General features: G+C 60.0%; 15 protein-coding genes and 1 pseudogene. 8 read left to right on the top strand and 8 right to left on the bottom strand.

Annotation, left to right across the window (positions count from 1 at the left end; all coding sequences use genetic code 11):
• Window positions 1-191: 191 nt before the first annotated feature.
• The 7 genes from cyoE to hmpA all read right to left on the bottom strand — a co-directional run bounded on the left by cyoE (window position 192) and on the right by hmpA (window position 7,721).
• Window positions 192-1,079 (bottom strand): heme o synthase, encoded by an 888-nt coding sequence (gene cyoE / locus CAY82_RS22075; RefSeq protein ID WP_016484944.1) that lies wholly within the window; start codon window positions 1,077-1,079, stop codon window positions 192-194.
• Window positions 1,080-1,090: 11 nt separating this feature from the next.
• Window positions 1,091-1,423, bottom strand: a complete 333-nt coding sequence (gene cyoD, locus CAY82_RS22070; protein WP_003259128.1) for a cytochrome o ubiquinol oxidase subunit IV — start codon at window positions 1,421-1,423, stop codon at window positions 1,091-1,093.
• The gene (cyoC, locus tag CAY82_RS22065; protein ID WP_063911281.1) at window positions 1,423-2,046 is read right to left on the bottom strand and encodes a cytochrome o ubiquinol oxidase subunit III; all 624 of its coding nucleotides are present in this window, start codon (window positions 2,044-2,046) and stop codon (window positions 1,423-1,425) included. Before cyoC ends, cyoD begins: the two co-directional genes overlap by 1 nt.
• Window positions 2,047-2,049: 3 nt before the next feature.
• Window positions 2,050-4,068: a cytochrome o ubiquinol oxidase subunit I gene (gene cyoB / locus CAY82_RS22060; protein ID WP_087503059.1), complete on the bottom strand. Its 2,019-nt coding sequence runs from the start codon at window positions 4,066-4,068 to the stop codon at window positions 2,050-2,052.
• 3 nt (window positions 4,069-4,071) lie between these two features.
• Window positions 4,072-5,016 carry a ubiquinol oxidase subunit II gene (gene cyoA / locus CAY82_RS22055; RefSeq protein WP_087503058.1) on the bottom strand — a complete coding sequence of 315 codons (945 nt, stop codon included), beginning with the start codon at window positions 5,014-5,016 and terminating at the stop codon, window positions 4,072-4,074.
• 559 nt (window positions 5,017-5,575) lie between these two features.
• Window positions 5,576-6,082 carry a disulfide bond formation protein B gene (locus tag CAY82_RS22045; protein WP_039613829.1) on the bottom strand — a complete coding sequence of 169 codons (507 nt, stop codon included), beginning with the start codon at window positions 6,080-6,082 and terminating at the stop codon, window positions 5,576-5,578.
• A 460-nt stretch (window positions 6,083-6,542) separates the two neighbouring features.
• Window positions 6,543-7,721 (bottom strand): NO-inducible flavohemoprotein, encoded by a 1,179-nt coding sequence (hmpA, locus tag CAY82_RS22040; protein ID WP_087503057.1) that lies wholly within the window; start codon window positions 7,719-7,721, stop codon window positions 6,543-6,545.
• Between the two features lie 154 nt (window positions 7,722-7,875).
• On the opposite strand from hmpA, the gene norR reads away from it, so the two are divergent.
• The 8 genes and pseudogenes from norR to CAY82_RS22005 all read left to right on the top strand — a co-directional run bounded on the left by norR (window position 7,876) and on the right by CAY82_RS22005 (window position 16,752).
• Window positions 7,876-9,429, top strand: coding sequence for a nitric oxide reductase transcriptional regulator NorR (gene norR / locus CAY82_RS22035; protein WP_087503056.1), 1,554 nt, complete (start codon window positions 7,876-7,878; stop codon window positions 9,427-9,429).
• Window positions 9,430-9,512: 83 nt separating this feature from the next.
• Window positions 9,513-9,656: pseudogene (locus CAY82_RS26345) on the top strand (chemotaxis protein CheV); the annotation flags it as partial.
• Window positions 9,657-9,748: 92 nt separating this feature from the next.
• Window positions 9,749-10,834 (top strand): RHS repeat-associated core domain-containing protein, encoded by a 1,086-nt coding sequence (locus tag CAY82_RS22030; RefSeq protein WP_087503055.1) that lies wholly within the window; start codon window positions 9,749-9,751, stop codon window positions 10,832-10,834.
• 378 nt (window positions 10,835-11,212) lie between these two features.
• Entirely contained in the window at window positions 11,213-12,112 is a 900-nt protein-coding gene (locus tag CAY82_RS22025) for a chemotaxis protein (RefSeq protein ID WP_087503054.1), read from the top strand.
• A gap of 167 nt (window positions 12,113-12,279) precedes the next feature.
• Complete coding sequence (locus CAY82_RS22020) at window positions 12,280-13,014, top strand: YkgJ family cysteine cluster protein (RefSeq protein WP_087503053.1); 735 nt, start codon at window positions 12,280-12,282, stop codon at window positions 13,012-13,014.
• A gap of 306 nt (window positions 13,015-13,320) precedes the next feature.
• Window positions 13,321-13,545 (top strand): hypothetical protein, encoded by a 225-nt coding sequence (locus CAY82_RS22015; RefSeq protein WP_087503052.1) that lies wholly within the window; start codon window positions 13,321-13,323, stop codon window positions 13,543-13,545.
• Between the two features lie 205 nt (window positions 13,546-13,750).
• On the top strand, window positions 13,751-15,085 hold the full coding sequence (locus CAY82_RS22010) for an OprD family porin (protein WP_087503051.1): 1,335 nt from the start codon (window positions 13,751-13,753) through the stop codon (window positions 15,083-15,085).
• Window positions 15,086-15,261: 176 nt separating this feature from the next.
• Window positions 15,262-16,752, top strand: coding sequence for a sensor domain-containing diguanylate cyclase (locus CAY82_RS22005; protein ID WP_087503050.1), 1,491 nt, complete (start codon window positions 15,262-15,264; stop codon window positions 16,750-16,752).
• Here CAY82_RS22005 and CAY82_RS22000 read toward each other — a convergent pair.
• A complete protein-coding gene (locus CAY82_RS22000) occupies window positions 16,749-17,219 on the bottom strand; it encodes a PA2169 family four-helix-bundle protein (RefSeq protein WP_087503049.1) in 471 nt (156 codons plus the stop codon). The two genes, CAY82_RS22005 and CAY82_RS22000, sit on opposite strands and share 4 nt — an antisense overlap.

Raw genomic sequence — 17,219 nt, 5'->3', positions numbered from 1 at the left:
GAAAATTTCAAATTTATATTTCAGGTCCGGCCTCTTCGCGGATAAACCCGCTCCCACAGGGGACGCACCAAGCTCAAATCCTGTGCACGAACCTGTGGGAGCGGGTTCACCCGCGAAAGGGCCAGCACAGGAAAACACCCATAAAAAAACCCGGCACAATGGCCGGGGTTTTCGTGTAACAGGCAGCAGTATCAGCGTGCGTAAGTCATCAGCACGTCCGCAGCGGTCTGGCTGTCCACACCCATCATCACGCTCAAGGCAGTGACGGTGAGGATGGAGAAACCGAACACCTTGCGGGCCCACTTGCTGTCGTCCTCGGCCTTGTAGCCACCCCAAGCCATGTACAGCCAGTACAGGCCCATGGCTGCTGCCACGGCCAGGTAGCCGAGGCCGGCGTAACCGCCGAGGGTAAGCATCAGGGTTGCGAGCACGAAGGCCAGCACGTACAGCACGATCTGCTTCTTCGCCGCGAGGATGCCGCGAGCCACCGGCAGGACCGGAATGTTGGCAGCGCTGTAATCTTTGAAGCGGAAGATCGCGATGGCGAAGCTGTGCGGCATCTGCCACAGGCTGAACATCACCAGCAGGGTGACCGCAGCCAGGTCGAAGCTGTTGCTCACGGCGCAATAGCCGATCACCGGAGGCATGGCACCAGACAGGCTGCCGACCAAGGTGCCGTGCACCGATTTACGCTTCAGCCACAGGCTGTAGAAACCGACGTAGACGATAAAGCCTACAGCTGCGCAGAACGCCGACAGCGGGTTGGCCTGGACATACAGCAGGCTGAAACCCGCCACCCCGAGCAGGGTGGCGTAGATCAGCGCGAGGGGCAGCGACATACCGCCCTGGACCATGACGCGGTTCTTGGTGCGCTCCATCTTGTGGTCGATGTCACGGTCGATGCAGTTGTTGAACACGCATCCGGACGCGACCACCAGCGAAGTACCGATCACCACTGCCAGGAACAGGGCGAAATCCACATGGCCCTTCGAGGCAAGGAAGAAACCGCCTGCCACGGAAAGCACGTTACCGAAAATGATCCCCGGTTTGGTGATTTGGATAAAGTGCTTCACGGACATGCAGTCTTACCTCACTTGGCCAACATTTCGAAGTGGATGCTGAACATGATCCACAGCGACAGGCCGACAAGCAGAGCGATTACCAAGGTGGTGAACAGGAACGTCGAAACGTTGTTGCGCTGCTCTTTCGAGCGGTCCATGTGCAGGAAGTACACCAGGTGCACTACTACCTGGATCACGGCCATGGCAACAATGATCAGAACGGTCAGGTTCTTCGGCAGGCTTGGCGACATGGCCAGGCCGAACGGGATCGCAGTCAGGATGATCGACAGGATGAAGCCGATCATGTACGACTTGACGCTGCCGTGGTTACCTTCGTGATGAGTGTCGTGTGCGTTAGCCATTACAGAACTCCCAGCAGGTAGACGACGGTGAATACGCAGATCCAGACCACGTCCAGGAAGTGCCAGAACAGGCTCAGGCAGCTCATGCGGGTCTTGGCGGTCGGCGTGATGCCGTGCTTGTTGATCTGGTACATCATGACTGCCATCCAGATCAGGCCGGCGGTCACGTGCAGGCCGTGGGTACCTACCAGGGCGAAGAAGCCCGACAGGAAGCCACTGCGGTTCGGGCCGAAGCCTTCGCCGATCAGGTGATGGAATTCATAGATTTCCATCGCGATGAAGCCTGCACCGAACAGGAAGGTCACAGCCAACCAGCCCAGTACGCCAGCTTTCTTGCCATCGAACATCTTCAGCATGGCGAAGCCGAAGGTGATCGAGGACAGCAGCAGGAACAGCGTTTCGACAGCTACGAAATCGAGCTGGAAGATGTCATGACCCGACGGGCCGCCGGCAAAACTGCCGGACAGCACCGCGTAGGTGGCGAAGAGCGACGCAAACAGGATGCAGTCGGTCATCAGGTACAGCCAGAAACCGAGTACGGTCATCTGGCCCGAGTCGTGGTGGTGGTCGTCATGCCCATGGTCGTGACCATGAGCAGCACCGTGCATTACTTGACTGGACATTGATTACACCCGCTCAAACGATTCGACACGTGCGCCGGCAGGCAGAGCACCTGCTTTGGCCAGCGCTTTCATGCGCTCGCCTTCGATGCGCGCCACTTCTTCGGCCGGAACCATGTAGCCTTGGTCGTCACGCGCAGCGTGGCGAACGAAGACAGCGATGGTTGCAACCAGGCTCGCGCCAACCAGCCACCAGATGTGCCAGATGAAGGCGAAGCCGAAGACGGTCAGGAACAGGCCCATGAACAAACCGGTGGAGGTGTTGCTCGGCATGTGGATCGCTTCGTACTTGGCCGCAGGCTTGTAGGCGACACCGGCTTCCTTGGCTTCGTGCCAGGCATCCAGGCCAACCTTCTCAGGCATGTGGGCGAAGTTGTAGAACGGAGGTGGCGACGAAGTCGACCATTCCAGGGTACGGCCGCCCCATGGGTCGCCGGTCACGTCCAGGTTCTGGTTGCGGTCGCGAACCGATACGTACAGCTGGATCAGCTGGCAGGCGATACCGAACAGGATCAGCACGGCGCCGACAACGGCTACGTACAGGTAGGGTTCCCACAGTGGGTTGTCGGAGTGGTTCAGACGACGGGTCATGCCCATGAAGCCCAGGGCGTACAGCGGCATGAACGCAACGTAGAAGCCCGAGATCCAGAACCAGAAGGCAGCCTTGCCCCACTTCTCGTTCAGGGTGAAACCGAAGGCTTTCGGGAACCAGTAGGCGAAGCCGGCGATGTAGCCGAATACCGCACCACCGATGATCACGTTGTGGAAGTGAGCAATTACGAACAGGCTGTTGTGCAGCACGAAGTCAGCACCTGGAACAGCCAGCAGAACACCAGTCATGCCACCGATGGAGAAGGTGATCATGAAGCCCAGGGTCCACATGATCGGCGCGGTGAAGCGCAGACGGCCCTGGTAGATGGTGAACAGCCAGTTGAACAGCTTCACACCAGTCGGAATGGAGATCAGCATCGTCGCCAGGCCGAAGAAGGTGTTGACGCTGGCGCCGGCACCCATGGTGAAGAAGTGGTGCAGCCATACAGCGAAGCCCAGCACGGCGATGGCGCCCGATGCGTAGATCATCGAGTGGTGGCCGAACAGGCGCTTGCCTGCGAAGGTGGAGGTAACTTCCGAGAACACGCCGAAGGCCGGCAGGATCAGGATGTAGACCTCAGGGTGACCCCACGCCCAGAACAGGTTGACGTACATCATCGGGTTCCCACCAAGCTCGTTGGTGAAGATGTGGAAGTCCAGATAACGGTCAACAGTCAGCAGAGCGAGTGCAGCGGTCAGGATCGGGAAGGAAGCCACGATCAGCACGTTGGCCCAGGTGCAGGTCCAGGTGAAGATCGGCATGTCCATCAGCTTCATGCCAGGTGCGCGCATCTTCATCACGGTGACGAGGAAGTTCACGCCGGTAAGCGTCGTACCCAGGCCCGAGAGCTGTAGCGCCCAGATGTAGTAGTCGACACCTACCCCAGGGCTGTACTGAATGCCCGCGAGCGGCGGATAGGCAACCCAGCCGGTCTTGGCGAATTCACCAACGCCCAGCGAGATGTTGACCAGCAGCACGCCTGCCAGCAGCAGGTAGAAGCTCAGGGAGTTCAGGAACGGGAAGGCAACGTCACGTGCACCGATCTGCAGAGGAACCGCCAGGTTCATCAGGCCAGTGAAGAACGGCATCGCCATGAAGATGATCATGATCACACCGTGAGCGGTGAAGATCTGGTCATAGTGTTCAGGCGGCAGGTAGCCTTCGGAGCCACCGGTAGCGGCAGCCAGCTGGGTACGCATCATGATGGCGTCGGCAAAGCCGCGCAGCAGCATGACCATCGCGACGATGATGTACATCACCCCGATTTTCTTGTGGTCGACAGTCGTCAACCACTCGCTCCACAAGTAGGTCCACTTGCGGAAATAGGTGATAGCACCGACCAAAGCGATACCACCGAGCGCGATAATGGCGAGTGTCACCATGACTATCGGCTCGTGATAGGGTATCGCCTCCAGGCTTAATTTACCGAACATCTCTTACTCCTCTGCACCGGCAGCTGGTTGCATACTCGATTCCACACCCTTGGTAGTGGCCAGATCTTTGCTGCCTGCTTCTTCGTGGCTCGGACGACCGCGGTTCATGCCTTCGTACTTGTCGACGATCAGCTGGAACTGGTCAGGCGAAGCCTCGCTATACAGCGCGACTGGGTTGTTTTCGCTTGGTTTGGCCAAGGCGTCGTATTCGGCCTTGTCCAGCTTCTTCGGCGACTGCTTGACCTCGGCGACCCACTTGTCGAAGTCTTCCTGGGAGGTGGCAGTAGCCTTGAATTTCATGCCGGTGAAGCCAGCACCGCTGTAGTTGGCGCTGATACCGTCGAACTCGCCGTTTTCATTGGCGATCAGGTGCAGCTTGGTGGTCATGCCGGCCATGGCGTAGATCTGGCCACCCAGGCCCGGGATGAAGAACGAGTTCATCACGGCATCGGAAGTGACGCGGAAGTTGACCGGGGTGTTAGCCGGGAAGACGATCTTGTTGACCGTGGCGATGCCCTGCTCCGGGTAGATGAACAGCCACTTCCAGTCCAGCGCGACCACGTCGATCTGGATCGGCTTGACGTCGGAATCCAGCGGACGGTACGGGTCCAGCTTGTGGGTGGAGTGGTAGGTGAAGTAGCCCAGGGCGATGATGATCAGGATCGGGATGATCCACACTGCGGCTTCGATCTTGGTCGAGTGCGACCAGTCGGGGGTGTAGGTGGCGGCCTTGTTGGAAGCACGGTACTTCCAGGCGAAAACCACGGTCATGATAATGACCGGAATCACCACCAGCAGCATCAGGCCGGTAGCGATCAGGATCAGGTTCTTTTGCTCAATGCCGACCTGGCCCTTCGGGTCGAGCAGGGTCCAGTTGCACCCACTGAGTAAAAGCATGCCTAAAAAGGGCAATATGCCAAACAGTCTGGGGTAACGCTTTTTACTCATCTCACGACCTCTAGATCAGCTTGCTTCAATGCAATTTGTGTTTTGGTAGCCAACACTTCGTCCTGCCAAGTGCGGCATTTCGCGCCCGTACTCGCTCCTGCCCGGGGTCCGACTGCAGGACCTAGGCGTGAAGCGAGTTAGCGGTGCTTATGGTTTCGTAGGCAACAGGCCTGTACTTCAGACCAAGTCCATTTGGTGCGGGAAAACGCGGAGGGGGGTCCGCCCGGTATCGCCGTTGGGCGAAACTTGACGAAGTCAGCAAAAAGGAGCGCTGGGGCTTCCTTCAATCCTGCGACTTGCAAGCAGTGCCGAACGGAAATTGGGGGCGATTGTAGATAGGTCGCCAACCCTTGACTATGACTTATTGAGCAACAGTCTTTTACAGAATACGTAACAATACCGCTCGAAAATTCAACTTCGCGACAGTTTGTCGCACCCCGCTTGATAGGCCCCAAAGCCGCATTCTGCAAGGCCTACGGGTTGATCTGGATCAAGCGGGGAACAAATTTTCCCTCTTCTCATGCGGCGTAAAAGCCCCCATGCAATTCGGGACTTTTGTCTAAGCCTGGCGTCGGTTGCGATAGATCCCGAGCGGAACCAGAACAGCCGTCAGCACGAATGCCACCAGCGCCCATTGCGCCAGCGACAAGCCGAGGATCGGCGGGTACGGCGTGCTGCAGAAGCCGTCGACCTGGAACACCAGCGGCCAGAGCTTGGCCAGCGGCAGGTCGTCCACGATCGGCTGAAGGGTGTCGATGCCACAACTGACCATGGGGTTGGCGAGTATATACACATGGTTGCCGGCCGCAACGATTCCGCCAATGGCGCTGAGCACCACCAGTGCCTCAAAGAAGGTCAGGCTGCGGCGCCCGGGCATAGCCGCGGCGATGAAGGCGAACACGGCGATGAACAGCAGCGCATAACGCTGCAGGATGCACAACGGGCATGGTGCCTCGCCCAGGACAATCTGCATGTAAAGGGCGCCACCGATCAGCGAAATGCAGATCAGGCCCAACAGTACCAGAAAGCGCCGTTCCCGATTCAGGCGCGATGTTTGTTCGTTCATTGCCGGTTCCTTCGATGGATAATGGCAGCGTGATCCGCCTGCCTGGCGCAAGTCTACACGCTGGGCAGGGCCTTTGAGCGTGCCGAGGAAGCGGCGTGATAGCGCTGCGCAAGGCTATCCAGTGTGGCTGAGACCGGCCGCAACGACGTCGGTTCAACGCCGGGCGGCAAAAAAGCGGCTGCCCGGGTGCCGCGCAGGAGCAAGCCCCTCGACACCCGGGAGTGAAGGATACCGTGATTAAAGGAGGATTAAAGATGAAAGCTGCACAGCCGCTTTCATGTCTCCTTATATATAGGGAGGAAGGTGAGGTGCGGCCCAACGGCCGGGATAAATATTCTGTAAGCTTGTACCGGCCTCTTCGCGGGTAAACCCGCTCCCACAGGGCCCCCACAAGGTTTAAAACCTGTGCGATCACTGTGGGAGCGGGTTTACCCGCGAAAGGGCCGGTACAGGCGCTACATCACTCCAGCGCAGCCGCCGGCCCGAAGAACTCGTAGCGGCTCTGCTGCTCTGGCACGCCCAGGCCCTTCAGCTGGCGCTTGACTGCCGCCATGAAGCCCTTGGGCCCGAGGAAGTAGGCATCCACATCACGCGCTTGCGGCAGCCATTCGGCCAGCAAGTCCTCGCTCAGCAGGCCCACGGCATCAGCCGAAGCGCCACCCTGCGGCTCGGCATAGCAGTAGAAGCGCTTGAGCTGCGGATGACGCTCGGCCAGGTCGTCGATCCAGTCGCGGAAGGCATGCACGGCGCCGTTACGCGCGCAGTGAATGAAATGCACCTCCCGCTGAGTTTGCAGTGCCGCCTGCAGCATTGGCAGGGTCGGGGTAATACCCACGCCACCGCTGATCAGCACCAGCGGCTTTTCGCTTGCCACCAGGGTGAAATCGCCCGCCGGCGGGAACAGCTGCAGGGTATCCCCCACCGCCAGTACGTCGTGCAGGTAGCTGGAGACCTTGCCGCTCTCCTCGCGCTTGACGCTGATGCGGTATTCCTTGCCGTCGCACAGTGCCGACAGGGAATAGTTGCGACGCTGCTCGGCACCGTCGATATCCAGCTTCAGGCCGATGTACTGGCCAGGCTCGGCCTTGAGCACCGGCTTGCCATCCACCGGGGCAAAGTAGAACGAAACGATTTCGCTGCTTTCCTGCTCACGGCGTACCAGGCGGAATTCGCGGGTACCGCGCCAGCCGCCTTCTGCCTCTTCCTTCTGCTTATAGAGGTTTTCTTCCGCACCGATCAGGATGTCGGCCAACTGGCCATAGGCCGCACCCCAGGCGTCGATCACGGCGGGGGTGGCGATTTCCTTGCCCAGCACTTCTTCGATGGCACGCAGCAGGCAGTTGCCGACGATCGGGTAGTGCTCCGGCAAAATCTGCAGGGCAACGTGCTTGTTGATGATCTGGCCGACCAGGCCGCCAAGCTGCTCCAGCTGGTCGATGTGGCGGGCATACATCAGCACGCCGTTAGCCAGGGCTCGCGGCTGGTCACCGCTGGCCTGGTGGGCCTGGTTGAACAGCGGACGCACTTGCGGGTACTCGCTGAGCATCATCTTGTAGAAGTGGGTGGTCAGCGCTTCGCCGCCGCTTTCCAGCAGGGGGACAGTGGCCTTGATGATTGCACGTTGTTCGGCATTGAGCATTGCAACAACTCCTGAGCCTGTGGCTTCGAATGACTGCACCGGCTACTACATCAATCGTGCCAACTTTTATCTCCAGAAAAATCAAGGGCTTGACACCAATCATGTCAAAACGACTCAACCCGGCGTATAGTCATATCGACCTACAGGAGTCCATATGACTGCAAAGCCGCTGCTCACCACCCTGCTACCTTTGGTCAGCGACCTGTCCCGCGACTTGCCCGACCAGGAACGCTACCGCCGCTTGCTGCAGGCCATGCGTGGGTTGCTGCCCTGCGATGCCGCCGCGCTGCTGCGCCTGGACGGCGAGTGGCTGGTGCCGCTGGCAGTGGACGGCCTGAGCCCCGATACCCTGGGCCGACGCTTTCGGGTTAGCGAGCATCCACGCTTCCAGATCCTGCTCAGCCGCCCGGAACCCACCCGCTTCGCCAGCGACTCCGAGCTGCCAGACCCTTACGACGGCCTGGTCAACACCCCCGATGCCAACCTGGAAGTACATGACTGCATGGGCTGCCCGTTGATGGTCGACGAGCGCCCTTGGGGCCTGGTCACCCTGGACGCACTCACCCCCGGGCAGTTCCAGAGCCTGGAGCTGGACGCCCTGCAGGCCTTTGCCAGCCTGGCCGCCGCCACGGTCACCGTGGCCGAGCGCATCGAGAACCTGGCCCTGCGCGCGGAAGACGAGCACCATCGCGCGGAGATCTACCGCCAGGCCAGCGGCCAGGATAAGGAGCTGATTGGCCAGAGCCCGGCGCACAAGCGCCTGGTGGAGGAAATCCGCCTGGTCGGAGGCAGCGACCTGACCGTACTGATCACCGGTGAGACCGGCGTCGGCAAGGAGCTGGTGGCCCAGGCCCTGCACAAGGCCAGCAACCGCGCCGACAAACCGCTGGTCAGCCTCAACTGCGCCGCCCTGCCCGACACGCTGGTGGAAAGCGAACTGTTCGGCCATGTTCGCGGTGCCTTCACCGGCGCCCATGGCGAGCGACGCGGCAAGTTCGAGCTGGCCAATGGCGGCACGCTGTTCCTCGACGAAGTGGGTGAACTGCCGCTGACAGTGCAAGCCAAGCTGTTGCGCGTACTGCAGAGCGGTCAGTTGCAGCGCCTGGGCTCGGACCGCGAGCACCGTGTGGACGTACGCCTGATCGCAGCCACCAACCGCGACCTGGCAGAAGAAGTACGCACAGGCAACTTCCGCGCCGACTTCTATCACCGCCTCAGCGTGTACCCGCTGCACGTGCCGCCGTTGCGCGAGCGGGGGCGTGATGTGCTGCTATTGGCTGGCTACTTCCTCGAACAGAACCGTTCACGCCTGGGCCTGAACAGCCTGCGCCTGAGCAGCGGAGCCCAGGCCGCGCTGCTGGCCTACAGCTGGCCAGGCAACGTGCGTGAACTGGAACACCTGATCGGTCGTTCGGCGCTCAAGGCGCTGGGCCAACACCCCAACAGGCCACGCATCCTCACCCTTGAAGCCATCGACCTGGACCTGCGTCCAATGGCAACGCCCGCCCCCCCGCCCTCCCCTGCCGCGCCCTTGCAAGCGGCACTGCTACCCGAGGGTGGGCTGCGCGAAGCCGTCGACGTCTACCAGCGCCAGATGATCGAAGCCTGCCTGCAACGGCACCAGGAAAACTGGGCGGCCGCTGCGCGGGAGCTGGGCCTGGACCGCGCCAACCTCAGCCGCCTCGCCCGTCGGCTGGGGCTGCGTTGAGTTGAAACCAGCGGGGGTACCTGTGGGAGCGGGGCAAGCCCTAATGCCGGTCAGTTAACGTTTTCCGGCTTGATTGGGGTTGCCTGCGGCACACTTCGCTGGACAGCGCCAAGAGCAGTGAGAAGGCGACCCAGGCCGCGGCCAATGCCATTCTTACCAAGTTCTCCTCGCCGGAGCCGACCGACTGCTTGGTGGTGGCGGCGCACGCCATGGCGCCCTCAGATTAGAGCTGCAGAAGTTGTCAACTGCTAGATCTACCAGATTGACGCAAAAGTATCACCGGCCAAAATGAGGTATACGCCTACTACGGACGCTGACAATGGCCAAAAACATACGTTTCTATGCAAACGATCATCTTGTCACCGAGCTCACTTCGTTTGGGAAAATCGTCTACGTCCGATACGAAAGCTTGCCACTTGCGACTCAACGCCAAGATACCTCAGAGAAAAGTACAGTACTTTTCAGCACAGACAGATCAGACACCATTCTTTTCGAGATATATTCCCACGAAACAAAATGCAGAGCATATACACCTTATGGCTACTCTCCATTCGCGGAGCAGTATCTATTAGCGTTCAATGGCGAGCGCCTTGAACACTCAGGTTTTTATCTGCTTGGCCGTGGCTATCGCGCTTTCAGCCCAGCCCTCATGAAATTTTTAAGGCCAGACAGCTACAGCCCCACGGGCCCAGGAGGAATAAACTCTTTTGCTTATGGGCTAGGTGATCCTGTAAACCTGTTCGACCCCAGTGGCCGTTTCAGCGAAGCGATAATGCTGAAAATAAATGCGTGGACGGCACGAGCCAAACTGCGAACAATGTTTACCAAAGCCAATGCGGCAAACATTTATATCGACAACGTTGCGCAAACCCTTGGTAAAACCTATGGAGCCAGCTGGCTCCCTGCGCCTCAGAAGACATGGAATCGTGCATGGGAAAAAACCCAAAGCAAGTATGCGGGAGATCCAACACGTCTTAAAGATATTGCTAGAAATACACTTGTCGCCAAAAAAAAGGTCATACCTGAAATCGTAAGCGCCATTGAACAAATGGGCGGAAAGTATAAATATATCGATTCTTCGACAGACCCTCTCGGATATACCGGGATAAATGCTGTCTTACCGACACCAAATGGGCTCTGGGCTGAAATTCAGATCATTCCGAAACGAATGTCCTACGCCAAATACTCTCCCGAGATATCGCCAACCACTATGAGCGCGCGATCTTATAATCGAATCCATGCCCATGCCGAAAGCTTAGGGCTTACCGGCGGTGCAGGCCACAAATACTATAGAATCTTCAGGGACGCCGCATCCAGCATCAGAGACAAAGAGGCAGCCGCGAGCAAGAGCAGAGAATACTACGGGGCATTGGTTAATTTTAACTTCCGACGCACCACTGCCTGAGCAATAGTCCCCTTTCAAATAAGGACCGAGCCACAACGCACAAACCCTGCTGCATACCGGAGGGTAAGACACCTATTACCGTTGTTACCGCTTACCTGCCGGATACCGGGGCGTTTGCCGCGGTTCGGCGCAAGGCAGGAAGATGACGGGGCGCCGTGGACCCAGGATGTAGGGGAAGCGGCGCTGGTGGCCAGCTTGCAGGAACATGCTTTGCGCACCATCAACAAGCCCGCGGTGTATTACGCCTTCATCCGCTTCTAACAATGCCCGGCGCGCTCTCACAGGGTCCCGAGCGTTCCCAGGCTCTGTGCAAAATGACTAAAGCCAAGCCCGAACAGGCCGATAACCGGTTACTCCCTGTTCCCCACGAAGGTCACCATGGCCACGCAAAATGCCCGCGCGGACTCGCTGTCCCTGCTGCTGTTCACCCTGCGCAGCGGCAAGTTGATGGCAATCAACCTGCTCAAGGTCAGCGAGATCATCCCCTGCCCGCCGCTGACCAAGCTGCCCGAATCGCACCCCCACGTGAAAGGCGTGGCGACCCTGCGCGGCAACTCGCTGTCGGTCATCGACCTCTCCCGCGCAATTGGCGAACGGCCGCTGGCCGACCCGGACAGCGGTTGCCTGATCGTCACCGAGATAAGCCGCTCGCGCCAGGGTCTGCATGTGCAGGCGGTCAGCCGCATCGTGCATTGCCTGAGCACCGACATCAAACCGCCACCCTACGGCTCAGGCAGCCGCTCGTTCATCACCGGCGTGACCCGGGTCGACAACACCCTGGTGCAAGTGCTGGACATCGAAAAAGTCATCCATGCCATCGCCCCGCCGCTACCCGAACCGCCTCACCGGAGCTTGAGCGAGGAAGACGTCAGCCTGCTGGCCGCCGCCAACATCCTGGTGGTGGACGACAGCCAGGTAGCCCTGCAGCAGTCGGTGCACACCTTGCGCAACCTCGGCATCGAATGCCACACCGCGCGCAGTGCCAAGGACGCCATCAACGTGCTGCTGGAACTGCAAGGCACCGCACAGGAGATCAACGTGATCGTCTCCGACATCGAAATGAGCGAAATGGACGGCTACGCCTTCACCCGCACCCTGCGCGAAACGCCCGATTTCCAGCACCTGTACATACTGCTGCACACCTCGCTGGACAGCGCCATGAGCAGCGAAAAGGCGACCCTGGCAGGGGCCAATGCCATTCTTACCAAGTTCTCCTCGCCGGAACTGACCGATTGTCTTGTAGTGGCTGCGCGCGCCGTGATGTTCGCCGAGCGCTGATACATTCGCAGACAAACTCCCGGCTTGCCGTCGGGACCGAGTCGGGCATAATTCGCGCCCCTCGCAAGTAACTTGCCGGAATCGCGTATGAAGTTTCTCCACGAGCAGTGCCAGCAGGTGTTCAAGCACCAACGCGCCTTCGTCAACGAATGGAGCCCTGGAGCCTAGTGAGCGACAACCTGCGCTTCGCCTGTACCGGCTGCGGCAAGTGCTGCACCGGCCACCACGTGCCCTTGACCCTGGCCGAAGCGCGCCACTGGGCGAACAACGCCGGCCAGGTGGTGGTGCTGATCGAAGCCTTCGTGGTGGACGGCCCTGGCATGCCGGTAGAACAGCGTGATCATGTGTTGCGTCGTTCCCACCCCGTGCCCTGCGGACACGGTGAAGTACGCGTGTCGGTGACCTTTGCCGCGTTCAACCCCGGGCGCTGCCGCAACCTCGACGACAACGACCTGTGCACCATCTATGACCAGCGCCCGCTGGTCTGCCGCATCTACCCGGTGGAAATCAACCCGCATATCCCGCTGCGGCCGGACAGCAAGGACTGCCCGCCAGAAGCCTGGCAGCAGGGGCCGGAGCTGATTCACGGCACGCAACTGGTCGATGTCGGGCTAGAGGCGCTGGTGCAGGCCTCACGCCAGGCCGACCGCGAAGACATCGGCGCCAAGGTAGCGGTGTGCCAGGCGCTGGGCATGACCACCAGTGCGCTCAAAGGCAACGGGTTTACTGCCTACCTGCCGGACATGGGGGCCTTTGCCGCGGTTCTCGCGCAGGTACCGGAGGATGACCGGGCAGAGTGGACCCTGCATGTGGAGGACGCGGCGCTGACGGCGAGCTTGCAGGGGCACGGCTTGCGTACCACCAACGAGCCGCCGGTGTATTACGCCTTCATCAGCTTCTGACCAGGCCCTTGTGAGACAACTGCCTTGTGCAAAGTCCTGCAAACTGGCGCAATCCCTGTGGAGCGGCTTCAGCCGCGAAGAATCCAACGCGGAGGGTGGCATCGGCTGCGCCGGTGTTCGCTCTCACAGGGAACCGCGCAGGCTGTCTAGCGTAGTGGTTTGCGGCGAAAGCCCAATTGCTTCTCCTGCGATACTTACCTTTTTCGCAACAGTCCTTATCGCACTTCGCTCTGTTTCAAGTGCATTGATGAGACTAACTTTATCCCCGTCCTCATTAGCACTTGCACTGCAAGAAGGTAGTTTCAAATGTCCAACAGTATGGGTATTGCCAGCATCTTCATCCTGTCTTCCCTGTTGTTGTCCCCCTTGGCCATGGCCGAAGAGTCCCAGGCTTTCGTCACCCGTAATGCCGAGTTCGCCGCAGTCCACCAAGAGGCTCGCGAAGCCGTAGCCGCACAGCAGATGGACGCCGTAAAAGACGCAAAACAGACAGCTTCCAAGGTTTCTGTAGATGCCAATGCCGACAGCTGATCAAGCGCTGTCGCTGCGCCCGTTTTCCCTTGGCTACGCCATGGGCACCACCGGTGCCGATATGTTAGCCTTTTAAAGCCGCTGCCGATCAGCGGCTTTTTTTATGTGCTTTAACTATCAGCCCAGCTGTAACGTTCACCTATAAAAAAGACGCACATTCGAAAATAAAAACTGCCCCACCGTCAGACCAAAGGAGCTAGTACCGGTGCCTTCCGCGTTTCGTTTTACCCCGCTGTTCATTGCGTTGACTGCAACGATCCCTTTCGCCGCCCAGGCAGATGAAGACAAGGCTGATGGCTTCATCGAAGGCTCGTCCTTCAACCTGCATTTCCGTAATGCCTACTTCAACCGCGACAACCACAACGCCGGCGTGCGCGACACCCGAGAGTGGGGCCAAGGCGCGGTTGCCCGCTTCGAGTCGGGCTATACCCCGGGTGTAGTCGGCTTTGGCCTGGACGCCCACGCCATGCTGGGCCTGAAACTCGACGGCGGTGGCGGCCATGCTGGCACCAGTATCCTGCCGACCCACCAGAAGAACGAAGACGAACTGGGTGCTGCCCCGCACTCGTTTTCCACTGCCGGTGCCGCAGTCAAGCTCAAGGCGTTCGACACCGAGCTGAAAGCCGGTGACCTGTTCCTGACCAACCCGGTGATCGCCGGCGGCGAATCCCGCATGCTGCCGCAGACCTTCCGTGGTGTGAGCCTGACCAACACCAGCATCGACGGCCTGCTGCTCGAAGGTGGCCAGGTGAGCTTCACCAAGCCTTACAACCAGAGCGGTCACCGCCGCATCGACACCTACTACGGTTCGCTGGGCGAGCATGACAAGAGCAAGCACCTGAACTGGGCCGGCGCGTCGTGGAGCGGTACCCCGAACATCACCGCCAACCTGTATGCGGCCGAGCTGAAGGACATCTGGAACCAGTACTACGCCGATTTCGACTACACCTACGTGGTCAACGACCTGGTCAGCCTGAACCCGGGCGTGCACTTCTATCACACCCAGGACACCGGCCAGGCCTTGCTGGGCAAGATCGACAACAACACCTACAGCCTGCACTTCACCGTCAACGCCGGGTTCCACAGCGTCACCACCGCCTACCAGCGGGTCAATGGCAACACGCCGTTCGACTACATCAACCTGGGCGACAGCATCTACCTGGACAACTCGCGCATGTACTCGGACTTCAACGCGCCCAACGAACGTTCGTGGAAGCTGCAGTACAACTATGACTTCACTGGTGTAGGCATACCTGGCCTGACCACGGCACTGTCGTACTCGCGCGGTGAAGCGGACCTGACCAAGGCCACCCAGGACACCACCCACTACGACTATTACCGTGCCGATGGCAAGAACGCCATGCACTGGGAACGCGACCTGGATGTGAAGTACGTGTTCCAGGAAGGAGACCTCAAGGACCTGTCGGTGCTGGTGCGCTATGCCACCCACCGTGGCAGCCAGGGTTATGCGTCGATCGACAGCAACAGCGACAACGATGAACTGCGGGTAATCGTGGATTACCCGTTGAACGTGTTCTGATCCAGGATCGCAAGCTAGACACATAACCTGTGGGAGCGGGGATGCCCGCTCCCACAGGGTTCGTCGCGAATCCGAAAGACAGCACCCTGTGATTCCGTCGGACAAATCTTGTTCGACAATCCCCGCTTCCCTAGAATGTCGCCGCCGCGAATGGCCCTGCCCACGCAGTAGCGAGCATGACCCCCCGATCACCGCGTTTCGCACTCTACAAGTCGCACCCCGAGCTGATCCTCAATCTGGGCAGTTGCCTTGCCGTGCTCGCCATCGTGGCCATCGTCAGCTACCTGCTGGCCCGCGAGCGCGAGAGTGTCGAGCTGTCGGCGATCCGCTCGTCCAATAACATCGTCCAGCTGATCGAGAGCGACATCCTGCGCAACGTCGAACTCTACGACCAGTCACTGCAGGGCCTGACCTGGGCGGTCGGGCGCAAGGAACTGCCGGAAATTCCCGGCCCGGTGCGCCAACGCCTGCTGTTCAATGAAGCCTTCGTCGACCGCAAGCGTGGTGACGTGCTATGGCTGGACAAGCAAGGCAACGTGGTGGGTGATTCCATCAGCAGCGTGCCACGCAAAGCCAACTTCGGCGACACCGGGGTGTTCCAGGCGCACCTGCGCAATGCCAACCTTGGCTTGCTGGTGGGTCCGCCGTTCAAGGCCAAGCTCGGCGACCTGGACTGGTGCATCAGTTTCAGCCGGCGCATCTCCGGCCCCAATGGCGAGTTCGCTGGCCTGGCAGTGGGTGCGCTGCGCCTGTCTTACTTCAGCGACCTGTTCCGGCGCCTGGATATCGGTGATGACAGTAACATCAGCCTGTTCAACACCGACGGGCAACTGCTCGTCCGCCAGCCATCACGGCCACAGGATCCGCTTATCGGCACCAACTACGCCAATCGTGCCAACTTCAAGCGCATTCTCAACGAACAGGGCGGCAGCTTCACCGCCCGCTCCGGCAGTAGCGCAAAGCTACGCATGTATACCTTTGCCCGGGTCCCGAAACTGCCACTGATCGTGCTGGTAGCACACTCCGCCGACGAGGTGTTCCAGTCCTGGCGCCGCACGGCGATCCTGGTCAGCGTTGCCACTGGAGTATTGTGCGTAGGAATCCTCTGGCTGACCCTGTTGCTGGGCCGCGAATTGCGCCGCCGGCAAGAAGCCGAACACGGCCTGGCGGCCTTGGCTGCGACCGACAGCCTGACCGGCCTGGCCAACCGCCGTCGCCTGGACCAGGTACTACGTCAGGAATGGGCGCGCGCCCAGCGCAACCGCAAACCGTTGGCGGTGCTGATGGTGGATGTGGACCATTTCAAGGCGTTCAACCAGCGCCATGGCCACGCCGGTGGCGACCATGCCTTGCGCGAAGTGGCCAGAACCATCGAGGCGTGCATCCGTCGACCGGCCGATCTGGCGGCGCGCTATGGTGGTGAGGAATTCCAGGTGGTGCTGCCGGAAACCGACCTGGCCGGTGCGCAACTGCTGGCCGAGCGCATCCGCGCCAGTGTCGAGGCGCTGGCGCCGTTTGCCGATGATGCCCACTCGGTCACGGTGAGCATCGGCATCGGGCTGTCGGGCACCCAGCACGACCTGGCTGGGGTGCTGGGTGCTGCGGATGAAGCGCTCTACCGGGCCAAGGCCAAAGGCCGCAACCGGGTAGAGGGGCCTGCCGACTAGGCGCGGGCGGCGTTGCGCAGGGCCCTGACCTGGTCATGATTGCGCTGCACACCTTGCAGCTGTTTTTCCACCAGGGCGTAGGTCTGGTCACTGGCAGTGCGGCCCAGCTTCACCAGTTTCTCGCGGGCTTCCTTGTAGGCTTTGAGGGCATGGTCCTCTCCCCGCTCCACCTCGTTCAGCACCGCTTCTTCATCCTTGCCGGTAACCATCGCCTTCAGGTTGACCCAACCCCGATGCAGGTCACCGCTGATGCTGGTGGAGGTTTCCGGGTCGCCCCCCAGGCGACGCACCTCGCTCTGCAGTTCGCCGGCAGCATTGGCACACTCACCGGCACGCTGGACGAAGAACGCTTTCAGCTCGGGGTTCTTCACATCATCGGCCGAGGCCTTGAAGCCTTTCTCGCCATCCTTGCTGTACTCGATCAGGTCGTTGAGCACGTCGATCACGTCTTTGTTGGGATTGCTCAT

It is taken from the genome of Pseudomonas sp. SID14000 (assembly GCF_002165135.1).
Taxonomy (GTDB): domain Bacteria; phylum Pseudomonadota; class Gammaproteobacteria; order Pseudomonadales; family Pseudomonadaceae; genus Aquipseudomonas.
The sequence above is the reverse complement of the archived record's forward strand: the minus strand, read 5'-3'. Positions and strand labels throughout refer to the sequence as shown.

What these genes read in the sequence shown, in the direction of transcription:
- cyoE (WP_016484944.1), bottom strand. Translation starts at nt 1,079, where the DNA reads ATGTCCGTGAAGCACTTTATCCAAATCACCAAACCGGGGATCATTTTC.
- cyoD (WP_003259128.1), bottom strand. Translation starts at nt 1,423, where the DNA reads ATGGCTAACGCACACGACACTCATCACGAAGGTAACCACGGCAGCGTC.
- cyoC (WP_063911281.1), bottom strand. Translation starts at nt 2,046, where the DNA reads ATGTCCAGTCAAGTAATGCACGGTGCTGCTCATGGTCACGACCATGGG.
- cyoB (WP_087503059.1), bottom strand. Translation starts at nt 4,068, where the DNA reads ATGTTCGGTAAATTAAGCCTGGAGGCGATACCCTATCACGAGCCGATA.
- cyoA (WP_087503058.1), bottom strand. Translation starts at nt 5,016, where the DNA reads ATGAGTAAAAAGCGTTACCCCAGACTGTTTGGCATATTGCCCTTTTTA.
- CAY82_RS22045 (WP_039613829.1), bottom strand. Translation starts at nt 6,082, where the DNA reads ATGAACGAACAAACATCGCGCCTGAATCGGGAACGGCGCTTTCTGGTA.
- hmpA (WP_087503057.1), bottom strand. Translation starts at nt 7,721, where the DNA reads ATGCTCAATGCCGAACAACGTGCAATCATCAAGGCCACTGTCCCCCTG.
- norR (WP_087503056.1), top strand. Translation starts at nt 7,876, where the DNA reads ATGACTGCAAAGCCGCTGCTCACCACCCTGCTACCTTTGGTCAGCGAC.
- CAY82_RS22030 (WP_087503055.1), top strand. Translation starts at nt 9,749, where the DNA reads ATGGCCAAAAACATACGTTTCTATGCAAACGATCATCTTGTCACCGAG.
- CAY82_RS22025 (WP_087503054.1), top strand. Translation starts at nt 11,213, where the DNA reads ATGGCCACGCAAAATGCCCGCGCGGACTCGCTGTCCCTGCTGCTGTTC.
- CAY82_RS22015 (WP_087503052.1), top strand. Translation starts at nt 13,321, where the DNA reads ATGTCCAACAGTATGGGTATTGCCAGCATCTTCATCCTGTCTTCCCTG.
- CAY82_RS22005 (WP_087503050.1), top strand. Translation starts at nt 15,262, where the DNA reads ATGACCCCCCGATCACCGCGTTTCGCACTCTACAAGTCGCACCCCGAG.
- CAY82_RS22000 (WP_087503049.1), bottom strand. Translation starts at nt 17,219, where the DNA reads ATGAGCAATCCCAACAAAGACGTGATCGACGTGCTCAACGACCTGATC.